This window comes from Nocardia sp. NPDC004860 (genome assembly GCF_040609015.1).
Lineage (GTDB): Bacteria > Actinomycetota > Actinomycetes > Mycobacteriales > Mycobacteriaceae > Nocardia.
Genome location: NZ_JBEXJI010000042.1, coordinates 58,843 through 73,578, shown reverse-complemented (window position 1 = coordinate 73,578; position 14,736 = coordinate 58,843). Strand labels below are relative to the sequence as shown.

Sequence of the window (14,736 nt, the reverse complement as noted above, 5' to 3'; positions counted from 1 at the left end):
ATGCCGTTCCTGCCCGACGGCACGCCGGTCGACATCATCCTGAACACCCACGGTGTGCCGCGTCGTATGAACATCGGCCAGGTGCTGGAGACCCACCTCGGGTGGATCGGCAAGGCGGGCTGGAACATTCGGCTCACCGACGGCATCCGGCCCGACTGGGCGCAGCGTCTGCCCGCGGAACTGCTGTCCGCACAACCGGATACCAACCTCGCCACCCCGGTCTTCGACGGCGCCCGCACGGAAGAGCTGACCGGCCTGCTCGGCTCGACGCTGCCCAACCGCGACGGCGAGGTCATGGTCGGCGAGGACGGCAAGGCCACCCTCTTCGACGGCCGCACCGGTGAGCCGTTCCCGTACCCCATCGCCGTCGGCTACATGTACATCCTCAAACTCCACCACCTGGTCGACGACAAGATCCACGCGCGTTCGACCGGCCCGTACTCGATGATCACGCAGCAGCCGCTGGGTGGTAAGGCGCAGTTCGGTGGTCAGCGCTTCGGCGAGATGGAGTGCTGGGCCATGCAGGCGTACGGCGCGGCCTACACCCTGCAGGAACTCCTCACCATCAAGTCGGACGACGTGGTCGGCCGGGTGAAGGTGTACGAGGCGATCGTCAAGGGCGAGAACATTCCGGAGCCGGGCGTCCCCGAATCCTTCAAGGTCCTGCTCAAAGAACTCCAATCCCTCTGCCTCAATGTCGAAGTCCTCTCCGCCGGCTCCGCCGTCGAACTCCAGCAACCCGACGACGACTTCGACCGCGCGGCCACCGATCTCGGAATCACCCTCACCCACAACGAATCCGCCACCATCACCGACCTGACCAGCTGATCCACCCGGCCGCGTGCCGCGTTCCGGCTCCCCGGGACGCGGCACACGCGCTGGTTCGGCATTGCGACGGCTCCACGCGGTTGGCAGGATGTCCGCCGTATGTCTTTTCATTCGAATAGCGCCCGGGACAGTCTCGAAGGGCTGTCCGTCGGGGATGCGCTGGGGGCGCAGTTCTTCGTGCCCGGGCGTTCGGTGCCCGAATTGATCGCCGGTCGGCCACCGGCCCCGCCGTGGGAATGGACCGATGACACCGAAATGGCCTGTACGGTTTTCGACGAGATCCGGGCGCGGGGCCGAATCGACCGCGATGCGCTGGCGGCGGCGTTCGCCGATCGGTGTGAGCCCTATCGGGGATACAGCGGCGGTACCGTCGCTCTGCTGCACCAGATTCGCGATGGCCGGCCCTGGGCCGAGGCGGCGGGCGCGCTGTTCGACGGGCGCGGGTCCTGGGGCAATGGCGCGGCGATGCGGGTCGCCCCGCTCGGGGCGGCGTTCCCCGGGGAACTGGACCGGGTGGCGGCGCAGGCCGCGTTCTCGGCCGAGGTGACGCATCGGCACCCGGAGGCGATCATCGGCGCGATGGCCGTCGCCGTCGCGGCGAGCCATGCGGCGGCCACGCGCGGAAAACACTGTGCACCAAACGAATTGCTCGACGCTGTCGAGCCGTATCTGGTCGACGGGCGTACCGCCGACGGCGTGCGCCGAGCGCGGAAGCTGCTGGGCCGATCGGTTGCCGAGGCGGCGTACGACCTCGGCAACGGCACGCAGGTCACCGCCCACGACACGGTGCCGTTCACACTCTGGACCGCCGCGACCTTCCTCCGGGACTACCCGGCCGCGATCACCGCGTGCGTCGAAGCGGGCGGCGACGCCGACACCACGGCCGCCATCGTCGGCGGAATCGTGGCCGCCCACACCGGAATCGGCGCCGACGGCGACCTGCGCGGAGTGCCCCGCGAATGGCTGTCGGCGCGGGAACCCCTGCCCTCCTGGGTGACGACACCCGCACGGTAATCCTCGGGCGGCACAGGCTCCGAGACCACCACCCGCTGGGCCGGCTACATCGACGGCGACGCCGAATCCGGCCACCGCGCGGCCGCGGAGATCGCCCTGCCCTCTCGTGGAGCAGCGTGTAACCGGTCAGGAACAGGCCCCGCAGATCCGGATCACACGGACCGGCGCCGGGAGCGTCCGTCGATCCGGAAGTCGTCGGCGGCCGCGGTGTGACCGGGCTCATGCCGGCACGGGGGCGGGCCCCTGGTCGCGGCAAGTGTGATGCTTGTCGGATTCCCTCGGCGGTAGACCGATCGTCATACTTGATCGTGTTTCGCAGCGGGCGGTCGTTGCTCGCCGTATCGATCAGATGCTGGGGACCGCCCGTGGTAGGTGCGGTTCGAAGAGTCCTCGGCAGTTCTGGAGATCAGGAGGGTTGATGGATCGCCGTCGAGTGGCAATCGGGATTGTTGTCACCGGTCTCGCGTTGAGTGCTCCCACCGTGGCCATGGGCGCGGGCTTGGCCGGGGCGGCACCGGTAACGGAGGGGTGCCACAGCGGTACCCGGGCTCCCACCGAGGACCCGCACGAGTACGACTCGTGCATCGCGGGTGAGTGGGGCAATGTGCGGCGGTGCCCGCCGTTCACGGTCGTCGATCAGACCGTGGACGGCGACGTCCGCTGCGTGAACGAGTGACGTTCACGCCCGCGGCACACGGGTTCCGGGGATCGGCCTCCGGCGCCGTGCACGCCTGACGGGCGCTGGCCGGCGAGGACCGCCCGGGGCGCGGCAAGACATTCCTCGACGAGTCGGACCGCCTCGGGCAATTCGATGTGGTCATCCGGATAGGCCCCGAGATGGCCGCCGTCGGCGTCGGACAGGTCGCCGGCCAAGGAGCCGTGGAAGCCGGGCGAAGGCCGGGAGTCCGTCAGATGACGTACGCATGGCGCAGCAGAGCATCACGCAGCGCACCGCGGCGGGTGATCCCGAGTTTGTGGAAGACGCGCTGGAGGTGGGTGGAGACCGTTCTGGACGATAGGAACAGCTGCTCGCCGATCTGCTTGTTGGTCAGCCCCGCGGCAGCGAGTTCGGCGACGGCAAGCTCGCGCGCGGTCAGCGGATTCGGCCCGCCCGCAGCGGAATTCGCGCGGGCGGCGCCGAGCTCGCCGCGCGTGCGCTGCACGCAGCAGGCGGCCGGTGTCGGAGAGGTCGCCGGTGACGAGGGAGCCCAGGTAGGCCGCCCGCGCGGTCGGATTGCCCCGGGCATCGGTGCGCAGCCTGCGCCGTACCGCGGCCGGGAGGGCGGGGAACTCCGATTCCAGCAGCTCCTCGGCGCTGTCGTCGTCCAGCGGCTCGACCTCCCGGATCCGAAACCCGCTGCGCGTGAACGCATCACCGGCATCGGAGCGCACCGCCGCCAGCAGCCGGATATCGGTGACTCCCAGGCGGCGCAGGGCGTAGATCAGCACCATGCTGCTGGCCAGGTCCAGCCATTGCACGTCGTCGATCACCAGCAGCACCGGACCGCCCTCGGCTCCGGCCCAGACCCGCAGCAGCGCAAGGGTTGCCGCGCCAGCGAGCAGGGTCGCGGGCAGGCTCCCCGGCTCCAGCCCCATGATCACGCGCATGGCATCCCGGTGCGATGCCTCGAGCCGATCGACGTATCCGGCCATCGGTTGCGGTAGTTGGTTCAGGGTGCCGAACCGCAGGCCCGCCTCGAATTCCAGGGCGGCCGCACGCAGCACCCGGGTCCCGTTCCAGGCCGCGATCTCGGCGGCCGCGTCCAGCAGCGCGGTCTTGCCGACTCCGGCCTCACCGCTGAGCACCAGCACGGTGTCATCGCCCGGAACACCGGTGACGAACGCGGAGATCACCTCGATATCGACCGCCCGACCGACCAGCATCCGCCACCGCTCTCCCACCGCACCGCATCGTCCCGATCATTCTCACCACGCGGCATTCCAGGCCGCGCATTTCGGGGAATACCCGCCGAATCCGCCCACTCAGCGGGCGCAAATGCGCGCCGGGTGCGGCCCGCGAATTGCACGGTGGGCTGGGCGGCGATGGTTCGGCGGCCGAGGGGGCGGAGGCGGGCAATTCCGGCCGCCGGAACCGGGCGCTGACCGGGCAAACTCCCAGAGATCCAACAAGTGAGCGCACGCTCAGGACATTTGACCAGTTGCCCGCGAATTGCCAAGGGGGCCGATAAGTTACATCAAACCCTTTGTTACACATATCAACTCGAATAGCTCCGAGGTGACCATCCCCACAGCGCCGAAACGGCCATTCCGGTTGAACGCCCAACCTGGAATCCGTAAAGTTACTCACTAGTTAGGCACGAAGGTGTTCCTACCTCGGCCCAACATTCTGCTAGGGGGCCAATCGCATACCGTCCGCATCCACCGACGCATGTCGGACGAACACCGTTGGGTACCAACAGGTTCGTATTTAAGGAGGGGACGATGGTTTCCTACATCGTCACGGGCGGAACCGGATTCCTGGGCCGGCGCGTTGTCGCCGCGCTGCTGGAGCGCGACCCGGAGGCCGTGGTCCACGCACTGACGCGTGAGGCCTCGGTGGCCAAGCTGCGCGAGCTGGCGGCGGGCTGGGGCGCCGAGGATCGGGTGTTCCCACTGGTCGGAGACCTGGCCGCGCCGGGACTGGGCCTGCCGGAGGGCGCCGACAGCCGTTTCTCGGAGGCCCCGCGGGCCGATCACATCATCCACCTCGGCGCGGTCTACGACATGACCGCCGACGCCGAGGTCACCTACGCGGCCAATGTGCAGGGCACCCGCTCGGTCATCGACCTGGCCCTGGAACTCGGCGCGGTGCTGCACCACGTCTCGTCGGTCGCGGTCGCGGGCGATCACAAGGGCAAGTTCTTCGAGGACGACTTCGACCTCGGCCAGGGCCTGCACTCCCCCTATCACCGCACCAAGTTCGAAGCCGAGAAGATGGTCCGCGAGGCCGCGGGCCTGCGCTGGCGGGTCTACCGCCCGGCCATCGTGGCCGGTGACTCCCGCACCGGCGAGATGGACAAGATCGACGGGCCGTACTACTTCTTCCCCGCCATCGCGGGGCTGGCGGCACTGCCCTCGGAGCTGCCCATGCCGATCCCCGACCTGGGCGCCACCAATATCGTTCCGGTGGACTACGTGGTCGACGCCATGGTCGAGCTGATCGGCAAGCCCGGGCTCATCGGCCGCACCTTCCACCTCACCAACCCGGAACCGCAGCCGTTCACCGAGATCTACAACGCGCTCGCCCGCGCGGCCGGCGCACCGACCGCCATCGGCACCGTGCCCGGCTCGCACACCGCGCTCAACGCCCTCGGCGGGCTGCCGGGCGTGCCCGCGGTGCGGGACTTCCTGCTGGAGCGCTTCGGCATTCCCGCCGAGGTGGCCCCGCACACCTCCTTCGAGTCGACCTTCGTCTCCGAATCCACCCGGGCGCAGCTGCGTGGCAGCGGCATCGAGGTGCCGGCGTTCGAGGACTATGCCGCCGCCCTGTGGAAGTACTGGCGCGCCAACTTGGATCCCGATCGCGCCCGCCGCATCGAGGGCGATCGCCTCGCGGGCCGCATCGTGCTGATCACCGGCGCGTCCACCGGCATCGGCCTGGCGACCGCGCACGCGGTGGCCAAGCGCGGCGCGACCGTGCTCATGGTGGCGCGGACCGAGGAGGACCTGAACGCCGCGGCCGCCGAGGTGCGGGCGGAAAGCGGTGCGGCGCAGGCGTACATCTGCGACATCACCGACGAGAAGTCGGTGGAGCTGCTGGTCAAGCAGGTGCTGGCCGATCACGGCCACGTCGACTACGTGGTGAACAACGCGGGCCGCTCGATCCGCCGCTCGGTGCTCAACTCCACCGATCGCATGCACGATTTCGAACGGACCATGGCGGTCAACTACTTCGGCGCGGTGCGGCTCATCCTAGCGCTGCTGCCGTCCATGCGGGAGCGCCGCTTCGGGCACTTCGTGAACATCTCCTCGATCGCGGTGCAGACCAAGGTGCCGCGCTTCGCGGCGTATGTGGCCAGTAAGTCGGCGCTGGACAACTTCAGCGAGATCGCGGCGGTCGAGAACGCCGACGCCGGAATCACGTTCACCTCGGTGCGTATGCCGCTGGTGCGCACCGCCATGATCGCGCCGACCGACCTGTACAAGTCCATCCCGGTACACAGCCCGGATCAGGCGGCCGACATCGTGGTGCGCGCGCTCGAGCACCGGCCCAGCCGGATCGACACCCCCATCGGCACCTTCGCCCAGGTCGTCGATACGGTCATGCCCTCGGTGAAGCGCGCCATCCTGCACCAGGGCTTCCGGATGTTCGGCGAGTCCAAGGCGGCGCGCACGCCCGCACCGGCCGCCCCGGTCAACGCCGAAACCACCCCGGTGAACGCCGAAACCGCCACGGAGAAGCCGGAATCGCGCAGCCCGCTGCTCGCGCTGGCCCCGATCGTGCAGCCGCTCATGGGCCTGCCCGCCCCGGCCGCGCGCATCACCAACCGCATTCCGGGCCTGCACTGGTAAACAGCCCGTCCGCCAACACGGTACGGCCCGGTGTGGAACAGCACACCGGGCCGGCCGTTGTTCGGTATCCGCGGTCCGGTGGTGGGCGAGGCCCCAAGTGCCGTGACACCTGACGCCCCCCGAACCGCGGATACCCGGACCCCGCTCCGGGGTCTCGTCAGCAAGTCCACGAGACCGCCCGGGAGCCGGGCCCTTTCCCCTCCCCGGGGTCAGATGCGGTCCGCGGCGAAGTTCGCCGCGTCCACCAGATCGCTGCCGTAGGCGACGTGCGCGTCGGCGTCGATACCGGAGCCGCAGATGGGATCGCCGCCGGTGCACCAGTCCCTGGTGCGGAACTGGTACGCGCCGGGCACATTCCAGCCCAGGCCGCGCATGGGGTCACCGAACAGCAGCACCGCGGCGACGCGCGCGCCGAGGTAGCCCGGCAGCTGCACCCGGCTCGGATACCAGGACACCACGCCGGTGCCCAGTGCCGCGTGCACGACCGCCGCGCCCTGCGAGTAGCCGACCAGGACGAACTCCTGGCCCGGGCAGGCGGCGGCCGCAGCGACCAAGTGCCCCACCAGATCCGCGCTGCCCGCCCCCACGGCGAACGAGTAGTCGGCGGGGTAGTTCACGCGATAGGAACTCGTCGAAACGGGCAACCGATCCTGCAGCATGTCGTAGAGCGGATCGCCGATCTCGTCGCCGAGCCACCCGGGTTCGCCTGTGCCCCTCGCCACTACGACGTCCACCGCAGCGCATCCCGCATCCGCGTGGGCCCTCGATGGTGGAACGAACACGGTCGCGATCGTCAGCATGATCGCGAGACCCCAAGCCGTACGCCACTTTCCGGGCAGCAATACCTTCCGGTCGCCCATTGTTCTCACCTCTCACGTCGTTGTGAGAAGCCCAGTGACTCTTGTCATTGACTAGAGACCGATCACCGGGCCATGTGACCCAAGGTAGGAAGGGTCCAGGAGAGCGGCAACGAATTCTACTGGAGAGACACCCGATTGGTACCCAAACGTTTCATCATGAAACTTGTTATCTACGTGCTACTTTGGGGCTACGAATCGGCCACGGACAGGATCCGGGCTACACCGCGAACCGCGCGCAAAATGGAACTAGTTCTCATAGTGTGTTGGTATGGAACGACTTACCGGGCTCGATGCGAGCTTCCTCTATCTCGAAACAGACACCCAACTCCTGCACGTCTGCGCAATGCTGATACTCGATCCCGCCGCCGACGGGGTGAGCTACGAGCACGAGGCCTTCAAGGCCGAACTCGGACGGCGGCTGCACCTCATCCCGGCCATGACCCGGCGGCTGCACGCGGTGCCGCTGAACCTCGATCATCCGGTCTGGGTGCGGGATTCGAACTTCGACCTGGACTACCACGTGCGCCGGCTCGCGCTGCCCGCCGGGGCCGGGGACCGGGGACTGGCCGAACTCGCCGCCGACATCGCCGGACGCCCGCTGGACCGCGGCCGGCCGCTGTGGGAGATGTGGGTGGTCGAGGGCCTGCCGCACGGCAAGGTGGCGGTCATCTCGAAGTACCACCACGCCATCGTGGACGGCATCACCGGCACCAACATGATGATGCACCTGTGCGATGTGCAGCCGGGTGTGTCCTACACCCCGCCCGCCGAGATCGGCCCGGCCGAAACGGAACCCAATGATCTGCAGCTGGCCGGGGAGGCGCTGCTGAAGCTCCCGGGCCGGCTCGGGATGGTCGGCATGGTGCCCAAGACCGTTGGCATTCTGGGCGGTCTGGTGCAGCGGCGGCGGGGCAACGGAAGCCGCGGCATGCCCTTGCCCTTCACCGCGCCGCGCACGCCGTTCAATCGGGCAATCACCCAGCATCGCGCCATCTCCTTCGTGCAGACCGAGCTGTCGGATATCAAGGAAATAAAGACCGCCTTCGGGGTGAAGGTCAACGACGTGGTACTGGCGGTGGTCGGCGGCGCGCTGCGCAGCTACCTCGAGGTACACGACGAACTGCCCGAAACCTCGCTCATGGCCTCGGTTCCGGTGTCCACGCACGAGACCTCACGCCACGAGGAGGGCACCAACAAGGTGTCGACCATCTTCGCGCGGCTCTACACCGAGATCGAGGATCCGGTGGCGCGGGTGCTGGCCATCGCCGAGGACAATCGCGGAGCCAAGGAAGAGCACAATCTGATCGGCGCCGACTTCCTCCAGGACTGGGCGAAGTACGCGCCGCCCAACACCTTCCAGCTGGCCGCCCGGGCGTACTCGTCGCTCAAGCTGGCCGAGCACCACCCGGTGGTGCACAACCTGGTGGTGTCGAATGTGCCCGGGCCCAACTTCCCCATGTACTTCCTGGGGGTCCGGGTGGCGTCGATGTATCCGTTCGGGCCGGTGTTCCACGGCGCGGGGCTCACCGCCACCGTGATCTCCAACAACGGGCACCTGGATTTCGGGTTCATCGCCTGCAAGGAACTGGTACCGGATGTCGACACCATCGCCGACGCCGTCCCCGAGGTGATCACCGCGCTGCTCAAGGCCGCGCGCGAAAAGGCCTGACCCGGGCCCGAATCCGCTACACCCGATCCACCACCGATTGAACGGCCTCGAGGAACACCGGGACAAAGACGTCCGCCTCGAGTGCGCAGGCCGCGTGACCGGCCTTGGCGAGGAAGATCTCCGCACCCGGAATCGCCTTCGCCATCTCCAGCTGACGGAAGACGGGCAGCGCCCGATCCCGCGTGGTGATCACCACCGCCGCCGGCACCTTCAGCGTCGGCAGCCAGTCCGACGCATCGAAACGCCCCAGCACCGCGAGCGCCTGTGTGAGCGCCCAGCCGCTGGTGGCCCGCAGTTCCGTCATGGCCCAGCGATCCATCCGGCCCACCGGCCACGAGGATTCCGGCAGCGTGGGCAGTTTGTCGCGGCGCAGTTCGGCGCGGCGGAAGGACCATTCGGAGAACAGCACGGCGGTGGCCGACCAGCCGCGGTGGAAGGCGCGCTCGCGCCACTTCTCCTGGAAGCGGTAGGTGGTGGCGGCCAGTACCAGCCCGCCCACGCGATCCGGATGCCGGTGCGCGGTCAGCTGGGCGACCACGCCACCCATGGAATAGCCTGCGAGAATGGGGCGTTCGACGCCCACCGCATCGGCGACGGCGACGACGTCATCGGCGAGATCGTCGAGATCGAAACGCTCGGAACGGATTCCGTGACCGTGCCAGCGCTGATCGAACAGGACCACGCGGTAGCGCTCGTTGAGTTCGCGCAGGCACGGGAACCAGTTGAGCATGGCGGTGGTGGCCATGCCGTGCAGCAGCAGCACGGTCGGCGAATCCGCGGCCGGGCCCGGCAGGTCCACCAGGTAGGTCGAGCCCCGGCCGGGCAGCTCCACCATCGCGCCCTGCGGCACCTCGGTCAGCCGGGAGATGCGCGGCGAGAGCCGCCGGCCACGGCGGGGCGCGGCGGCGGGCGTGGTCAGGTCCGAGCTGGGGTTCGTCATCGAAGGCCTCCCGGCACACCGCCTCGGCGGTCCAAATGGAACACGTTCCACTTTATGATGCCATACCGGGGACGGACCTGCGGGTTACGGCTCGCAGGCGTCCGGGGCGGTGACGACCGTGGTCACGACCACCGGAGCGGCCGGCCAGGGCGGTGTGACGGGCGGGTCGGCGGGGATCTCGTAGAGGTGAATTCCGGTGCGGCGCACCTGCCCCGGCTCCAGCGTGACGCCCGGCACGAAGGCGGCGTGACCGTAGATGTCGATCACCTCGGCCGTGAACGGGCCCGGACCCAGACCGGAGAGGTTCCAGTAGTTGTCGTTGCCGCGCCGCAGGGGCCGGTAGTCACCGCCCGAGGCGGGGCGCAGCGCGACCTGACGGATGGGATTTCCGGTGCCGGAGAACAGGATTCCGATCCAGCTGGGCGAGGAGCTCGGCTGCACGCGATAGAAGAGCTCGGGCGCCGGCGCAGGGTCGCGCACCTGGCTGATCCGGATCGGCACGACACCGTCGGTGGCCTCGGCGACGACTTCGAAGGCCGGACGGCTCAAATCGTATTGGTCTGGGCCGCAACCGGGGCAGCGGTCCACGACCAGGGCGCGGACGCTGCCGAGCGGGCCGTCGATATCGACGTAGGAGCCGCAGGGGGCGGAACCGTCGTACTGACCCGTCGGGACCCCGACGTAGTAGCCGTCCAGCGGCAGATTGGGCAGCGAGCACGCCGCCACGCCCTGATCGAAGGCGTAGAACCGGGCCTCGCCCGGTTCCGGGGCCGGTTCCGACTCCTCGATTTGAATCTGCCGCGGAGTAACCGAACTCAGTGCCGCAGCCGCGGGAAGCGTGATGACGGTTGTGGTCGGTGAGGCCGTACTACAGCTGAGGGACTGCGGTCTTATCCACCACGTGGCCAGTCCCACCACCACCGCTCCCACCAGAATCGTCCACAACCATGGCCTGCCAGAATGGACCACTTCGTGCCCGGTGCGGTGCATGGCCGGTCCCCAACCCTCCGTATTGTGTTTGCTGACGCGATGCTGCACTCCACATCAGGAAAGCAGCCGACGTCGTTTCGCCAGGCTCGAATCGGAAAGTCGGCGGGAAAACGGCGGCGTGTTGTCGGCGTGTCCTGGAGTTAGAACCGCAGGCCACGGCGCTTCGTATGTCCGGGTATCCCGCATCTCCGGATGCCCGCTCGCCTCAGGAGACCGCCGCCATGGCCCAGCTCGCGCCCTTCTACCGGCAGGTGCAGTCCCACTACGACCTGTCGGACGCCTTCTACGCGCTGTTCCTCGACCCGACCATGACCTACAGCTGCGCCTACTTCGACCGCGCGGGCATGAACCTGGAGGAGGCCCAGCTGGCCAAGATCGATCTCGCCCTGGGCAAGCTGGGACTCGAGCCCGGGATGACACTGCTCGACGTCGGCTGCGGGTGGGGGTCGACCATGATCCGCGCGGTGCTGACCTACGGCGTGCGGGTGATCGGACTGACCCTGAGCCGCAATCAATTCGAGTCGGTCCAGACGCGGCTGCGGGAACTCGGTATCTCCGAAGCCGAAGTGCGGCTGCAGGGTTGGGAGGAATTCGAGGGCACCGCCGATCGGATCGTCAGCATCGGGGCCTTCGAGCACTTCCGCAAGGAGCGGTACGCGGAATTCTTCACCCGGTGTCATCGGATGCTGCCCCCGGACGGACGCATGCTGCTGCACACCATCATCGGGCGCACCCTGGCCGAGCTGCGGTCCGCCGAGATCCCGGTCACCCGCGAGGATGCGCTGTTCCACATTTTCGTCAAGCGGGAGATCTTCCCCGGAGGCCAACTGCCGCAACCCGATACGGTCCCGCGGGAGGCGGAGGCGGTGGGATTCCGGACCTCGCGGATCCAGTCGCTGCGGCCGCACTACGCCAAGACCCTGGCCCTGTGGGCCGCGGCGCTGGAGTCGCATCACGACGAGGCGGTCCGGATCACCTCCGAGGAGATCTACCAGCGGTATATCCGGTACCTGACCGGGAGTGCGCACTACTTCCGGGCGGGCCACCTGGACGTCGTGCAGTTCACCCTCCAGAAGTAGGCACCAGGACCGCCGCGCCCGCGAATCGCCCGTGGGCCAGGTCCCGGAGGGCCTGATCGGCGGCCTCGAGCGGGTAGGAATGGACGGTCACCTCGAGGCGATGGCCGCCTGCGAAGGCGAGGAAATCCCTGGCGTCCTGCCGGGTATTGGCGGTGACGGATCGAATCTCCCGCTCCTGGAACAGATGCCGCTGGTAGTTCAGCGGCGGAATGTCGCTGAGGTGGATTCCGGCGATCGACAGCACCCCACCGCGATCCAGCGCCGCCAGGGCGGGCAGCACCAGATCGCCCACGGGCGCAAAGAGAATCGCCGAATCGAGCGGCTCGGGGGGTGCGTCGGCGGCACCCTGGGCCGAGGCCGCGCCCAGCTCCAGCGCGAGCTCCTGAGCCTCCTTGTCGCGGGTCATCACATGGACTTCCGCACCCTGCGCCAGCGCCACCTGCGCGGCCAGATGGGCGCTCCCGCCGAATCCGTAGATACCGAGACGTCCGCCCCGCGGCAGCGCCGCCCGTCGCAACGCCCGGTACCCGATGATGCCCGCACACAGTAGCGGCGCGAGCTCGGCATCGGTGTATCCGCCGGGCAGGGGTAGCGCGTAATCCGCTGGTACGGTTGCGAATTCGGCGTAGCCGCCGTCGGCGTCCCAGCCGGTGTAGCGCGACTCGGGACACAGGTTCTCGTCACCCCTTCGGCAGAATCTGCACACTCCACACGTGTGCCGCAGCCAGGCGATCCCGACCCGATCGCCCACCCGGATCTCGCCGTCCACCCCCTCCCCCACCTGCACGACCTCACCGACGACCTCGTGTCCGGGGACCACCCCGGGCCGATGCACCGCCAGATCCCCCTCGGCGACGTGCAGATCGGTCCGGCACACCCCGCATGCCAGCACCCGGACGAGCAACTCCCCGGCGGCGGGTTCGGGTACGGACATCTGTTCGAAGATCACCGGCCGCTCGTCGATCGGGCCCGGCCGCTCGACCCGCCACACTCTCATCGTCGCCATTCCCCCAGTTTCCTCCCGCAGGGCGTCGCGAGGGCCGCCATCAGGGGTTGACCCGGGGTTTCGGCGTGGGCATCGTGGGCGACCGGCAGCAGCTGAGCAAGCCCCGGAAAGGAACGGGGCGACCAAATCGGCGGAAACCAGTTATTCTGCAGCCTGATCGACGCCCGGCCTCGCCGAAAATTCGGTGTTGCCGGGCGTTTTTTCGTGGTCCGGGAGGATGGATGTCAACGATCGACGCGGCGCCCGAGGTGGACGCCGCCGAAACGGCAGCCGATCCGGTGCCGTTCGCCTGGCGCGGCGTGCTCGCCGTGTCCCTGGGCTTCGCCATTGTGCTCGGCGTGCCCGCGGCGCGGGTCAACTACTTCGGCGATGAGCTGTACTTCCTGGCGGCCGGTCGGCGGCTGGCGTGGGCCTATCCGGACCAGGGGCCGCTGGCGCCGTTCGTCGCGCACATCATGGATGTGATCGCGCCGGGTTCGGTGCTGGCGCTGCGGATTCCGGCGCTGTTGCTGATGGCGGCCGCGGCGGTGGTGGCGGCGGCTACCACGCGGGAGCTGGGGGCGGGGGCGCGGTATCAGGTGCTCGCCGCGGCGGCCTACGCGGTCTCGCCGCTGGCGTTCAACCAGATGCAGCTGATCACGCTGACCTTCGACATTCCCCTGCAGGCGGCGATCGTCTGGCTGCTGATTCGGTGGGTGCGGACCCGGCAGGACTGGCTGCTGATCGCCGCCGGCGTGGCAGCGGCGGTGGCGTTCCAGGCGAAGTGGATGATGCCGGGTGTGTGGGCGCTGCTGGGTCTGGGCGTGCTGATCGCCGGACCGCGCGAGTTGCTGCGCCGCCCGGCGCTGTACGTCGGCACGCTGATCCTCACGGTCTCGATGATTCCCGGCATCCTGTGGCAGATGGATCACGACTGGGTGGAATCCAAGATGACCGAGATCATCGCCCAGGAGCAGTACGCCGCCCACACCGGACCGCTGGTCTGCGCGGCGGAGATCGCCGTCCAGTGTGGCCTGCTCGGCGGCCTGCTGAGCATCCTGGGCCTGTGGGGCCTGGTGCGGCTGGAGTCGTTGCGGCCCTACCGTTTCGCCCTGATCGCGGGCGTGGGTCTGCTGGTGATCGTCCTCGTCGAGAACGGCCGCTCCTACTACGTCGCGGGCTTCTGGCCGGCCCTGATCGGCGCGGGCGCGTTCGCGCTGAGCACGGTCGAGGCGCGGCGTCAGGTGCGCAAGGCGGTGAACGCCGTGGCGGTGCTGTCGGCCGTCCTGTTCACGGCGTGGATGTGCGCGATCCCGGTGCCGTACAGCTGGGCGTGGGCCCGGGACTTCACCGGGATCGATCGCCCGATCACCGACCAGGCCCAGTACTGGCAGCGCGAGTCGCTGACCGGCCCGGCCGGCTACGAAACCTTCACCAAGGCGGTCGCCGACGCGGTGGCCGGACTGCCCGAATCCGAGCGCCGCGACACCGCGGTGGTCGCGACCGCGTACGTGCAGGCCAGCGCGCTGGAGGAATTCGGCCGCGCGTACGACATGCCGCCGGTCTACAGCCCCAACCGCGGCTTCGGCTACTTCGGCCCGCCGCCGGACTCGGCCCGCACCATCGTCTACCTCTCCGTGGACGGCGTCGGCGACAAGGAGTTCCTCGCCAAGTTCGCCTCCACCACCCAGGTCGCCCGCCTCGACGACCCCAACGGCCTCCCCGGCCTGGAACGCCTGGTCACCGTCTACGTCTGCCACGATCCCCGGCAACCCTGGTCCGGAGTCTGGCCGGGCCTGATGACCCTCACCTTCCCCAGCGGAATCTGAGCAATCCGAGCCGGTGTGCGGCCGCGGCGT

General features: G+C 68.8%; 11 protein-coding genes and 2 pseudogenes. 7 read left to right on the top strand and 6 right to left on the bottom strand.

Annotated features, from left to right (window positions below; genetic code table 11):
- From ABZV44_RS42320 to ABZV44_RS42310, 3 genes and pseudogenes are all read left to right on the top strand, one after another.
- Positions 1-828: pseudogene (locus tag ABZV44_RS42320) on the top strand (DNA-directed RNA polymerase subunit beta); the annotation flags it as partial.
- A gap of 99 nt (positions 829-927) precedes the next feature.
- Entirely contained in the window at positions 928-1,842 is a 915-nt protein-coding gene (locus tag ABZV44_RS42315; protein WP_354849954.1) for an ADP-ribosylglycohydrolase family protein, read from the top strand.
- A gap of 418 nt (positions 1,843-2,260) precedes the next feature.
- Positions 2,261-2,518, top strand: coding sequence for a hypothetical protein (locus tag ABZV44_RS42310; protein WP_354849952.1), 258 nt, complete (start codon positions 2,261-2,263; stop codon positions 2,516-2,518).
- Positions 2,519-2,750: 232 nt separating this feature from the next.
- On the opposite strand, the gene ABZV44_RS42305 is transcribed toward ABZV44_RS42310, so the two are convergent.
- Both ABZV44_RS42305 and ABZV44_RS42300 read right to left on the bottom strand, forming a co-directional pair.
- A complete protein-coding gene (locus ABZV44_RS42305) occupies positions 2,751-3,089 on the bottom strand; it encodes a LuxR C-terminal-related transcriptional regulator (protein WP_354849973.1) in 339 nt (112 codons plus the stop codon).
- A 187-nt stretch (positions 3,090-3,276) separates the two neighbouring features.
- Positions 3,277-3,726: pseudogene (locus tag ABZV44_RS42300) on the bottom strand (ATP-binding protein); the annotation flags it as partial.
- Positions 3,727-4,284: 558 nt separating this feature from the next.
- Here ABZV44_RS42300 and ABZV44_RS42295 point away from each other — a divergent pair.
- Positions 4,285-6,354 (top strand): SDR family oxidoreductase, encoded by a 2,070-nt coding sequence (locus ABZV44_RS42295; RefSeq protein ID WP_354849950.1) that lies wholly within the window; start codon positions 4,285-4,287, stop codon positions 6,352-6,354.
- A 209-nt stretch (positions 6,355-6,563) separates the two neighbouring features.
- Here ABZV44_RS42295 and ABZV44_RS42290 read toward each other — a convergent pair whose 3' ends face one another.
- Positions 6,564-7,154 (bottom strand): cutinase family protein, encoded by a 591-nt coding sequence (locus tag ABZV44_RS42290; protein ID WP_354849970.1) that lies wholly within the window; start codon positions 7,152-7,154, stop codon positions 6,564-6,566.
- A 328-nt stretch (positions 7,155-7,482) separates the two neighbouring features.
- On the opposite strand from ABZV44_RS42290, the gene ABZV44_RS42285 reads away from it, so the two are divergent.
- Positions 7,483-8,883 carry a wax ester/triacylglycerol synthase family O-acyltransferase gene (locus tag ABZV44_RS42285; RefSeq protein ID WP_354849947.1) on the top strand — a complete coding sequence of 467 codons (1,401 nt, stop codon included), beginning with the start codon at positions 7,483-7,485 and terminating at the stop codon, positions 8,881-8,883.
- 16 nt (positions 8,884-8,899) lie between these two features.
- Here the strand turns inward: ABZV44_RS42285 and ABZV44_RS42280 are convergent, their stop codons facing one another.
- Positions 8,900-9,823, bottom strand: a complete 924-nt coding sequence (locus ABZV44_RS42280) for an alpha/beta hydrolase (RefSeq protein WP_354849944.1) — start codon at positions 9,821-9,823, stop codon at positions 8,900-8,902.
- A gap of 84 nt (positions 9,824-9,907) precedes the next feature.
- Complete coding sequence (locus ABZV44_RS42275; protein ID WP_354849941.1) at positions 9,908-10,738, bottom strand: expansin EXLX1 family cellulose-binding protein; 831 nt, start codon at positions 10,736-10,738, stop codon at positions 9,908-9,910.
- A gap of 296 nt (positions 10,739-11,034) precedes the next feature.
- Between ABZV44_RS42275 and ABZV44_RS42270 the strand changes: the two genes are divergently transcribed.
- On the top strand, positions 11,035-11,892 hold the full coding sequence (locus ABZV44_RS42270; protein WP_354849968.1) for a cyclopropane mycolic acid synthase family methyltransferase: 858 nt from the start codon (positions 11,035-11,037) through the stop codon (positions 11,890-11,892).
- Here ABZV44_RS42270 and ABZV44_RS42265 read toward each other — a convergent pair.
- A complete protein-coding gene (locus tag ABZV44_RS42265; protein ID WP_354849938.1) occupies positions 11,876-12,898 on the bottom strand; it encodes a zinc-binding alcohol dehydrogenase family protein in 1,023 nt (340 codons plus the stop codon). The genes ABZV44_RS42270 and ABZV44_RS42265 overlap by 17 nt on opposite strands.
- Positions 12,899-13,119: 221 nt before the next feature.
- Here ABZV44_RS42265 and ABZV44_RS42260 point away from each other — a divergent pair, with 221 nt between their 5' ends.
- A complete protein-coding gene (locus tag ABZV44_RS42260) occupies positions 13,120-14,706 on the top strand; it encodes a glycosyltransferase family 39 protein (protein ID WP_354849935.1) in 1,587 nt (528 codons plus the stop codon).
- Positions 14,707-14,736 lie beyond the last annotated feature (30 nt).

Coding starts and splice junctions, on each gene's coding strand:
- ABZV44_RS42315 (WP_354849954.1), top strand. CDS start 928: ATGTCTTTTCATTCGAATAGCGCCCGGGACAGTCTCGAAGGGCTGTCC.
- ABZV44_RS42310 (WP_354849952.1), top strand. CDS start 2,261: ATGGATCGCCGTCGAGTGGCAATCGGGATTGTTGTCACCGGTCTCGCG.
- ABZV44_RS42305 (WP_354849973.1), bottom strand. CDS start 3,089: ATGCCCGGGGCAATCCGACCGCGCGGGCGGCCTACCTGGGCTCCCTCG.
- ABZV44_RS42295 (WP_354849950.1), top strand. CDS start 4,285: ATGGTTTCCTACATCGTCACGGGCGGAACCGGATTCCTGGGCCGGCGC.
- ABZV44_RS42290 (WP_354849970.1), bottom strand. CDS start 7,154: ATGCTGACGATCGCGACCGTGTTCGTTCCACCATCGAGGGCCCACGCG.
- ABZV44_RS42285 (WP_354849947.1), top strand. CDS start 7,483: ATGGAACGACTTACCGGGCTCGATGCGAGCTTCCTCTATCTCGAAACA.
- ABZV44_RS42280 (WP_354849944.1), bottom strand. CDS start 9,823: ATGACGAACCCCAGCTCGGACCTGACCACGCCCGCCGCCGCGCCCCGC.
- ABZV44_RS42270 (WP_354849968.1), top strand. CDS start 11,035: ATGGCCCAGCTCGCGCCCTTCTACCGGCAGGTGCAGTCCCACTACGAC.
- ABZV44_RS42265 (WP_354849938.1), bottom strand. CDS start 12,898: ATGGCGACGATGAGAGTGTGGCGGGTCGAGCGGCCGGGCCCGATCGAC.
- ABZV44_RS42260 (WP_354849935.1), top strand. CDS start 13,120: ATGTCAACGATCGACGCGGCGCCCGAGGTGGACGCCGCCGAAACGGCA.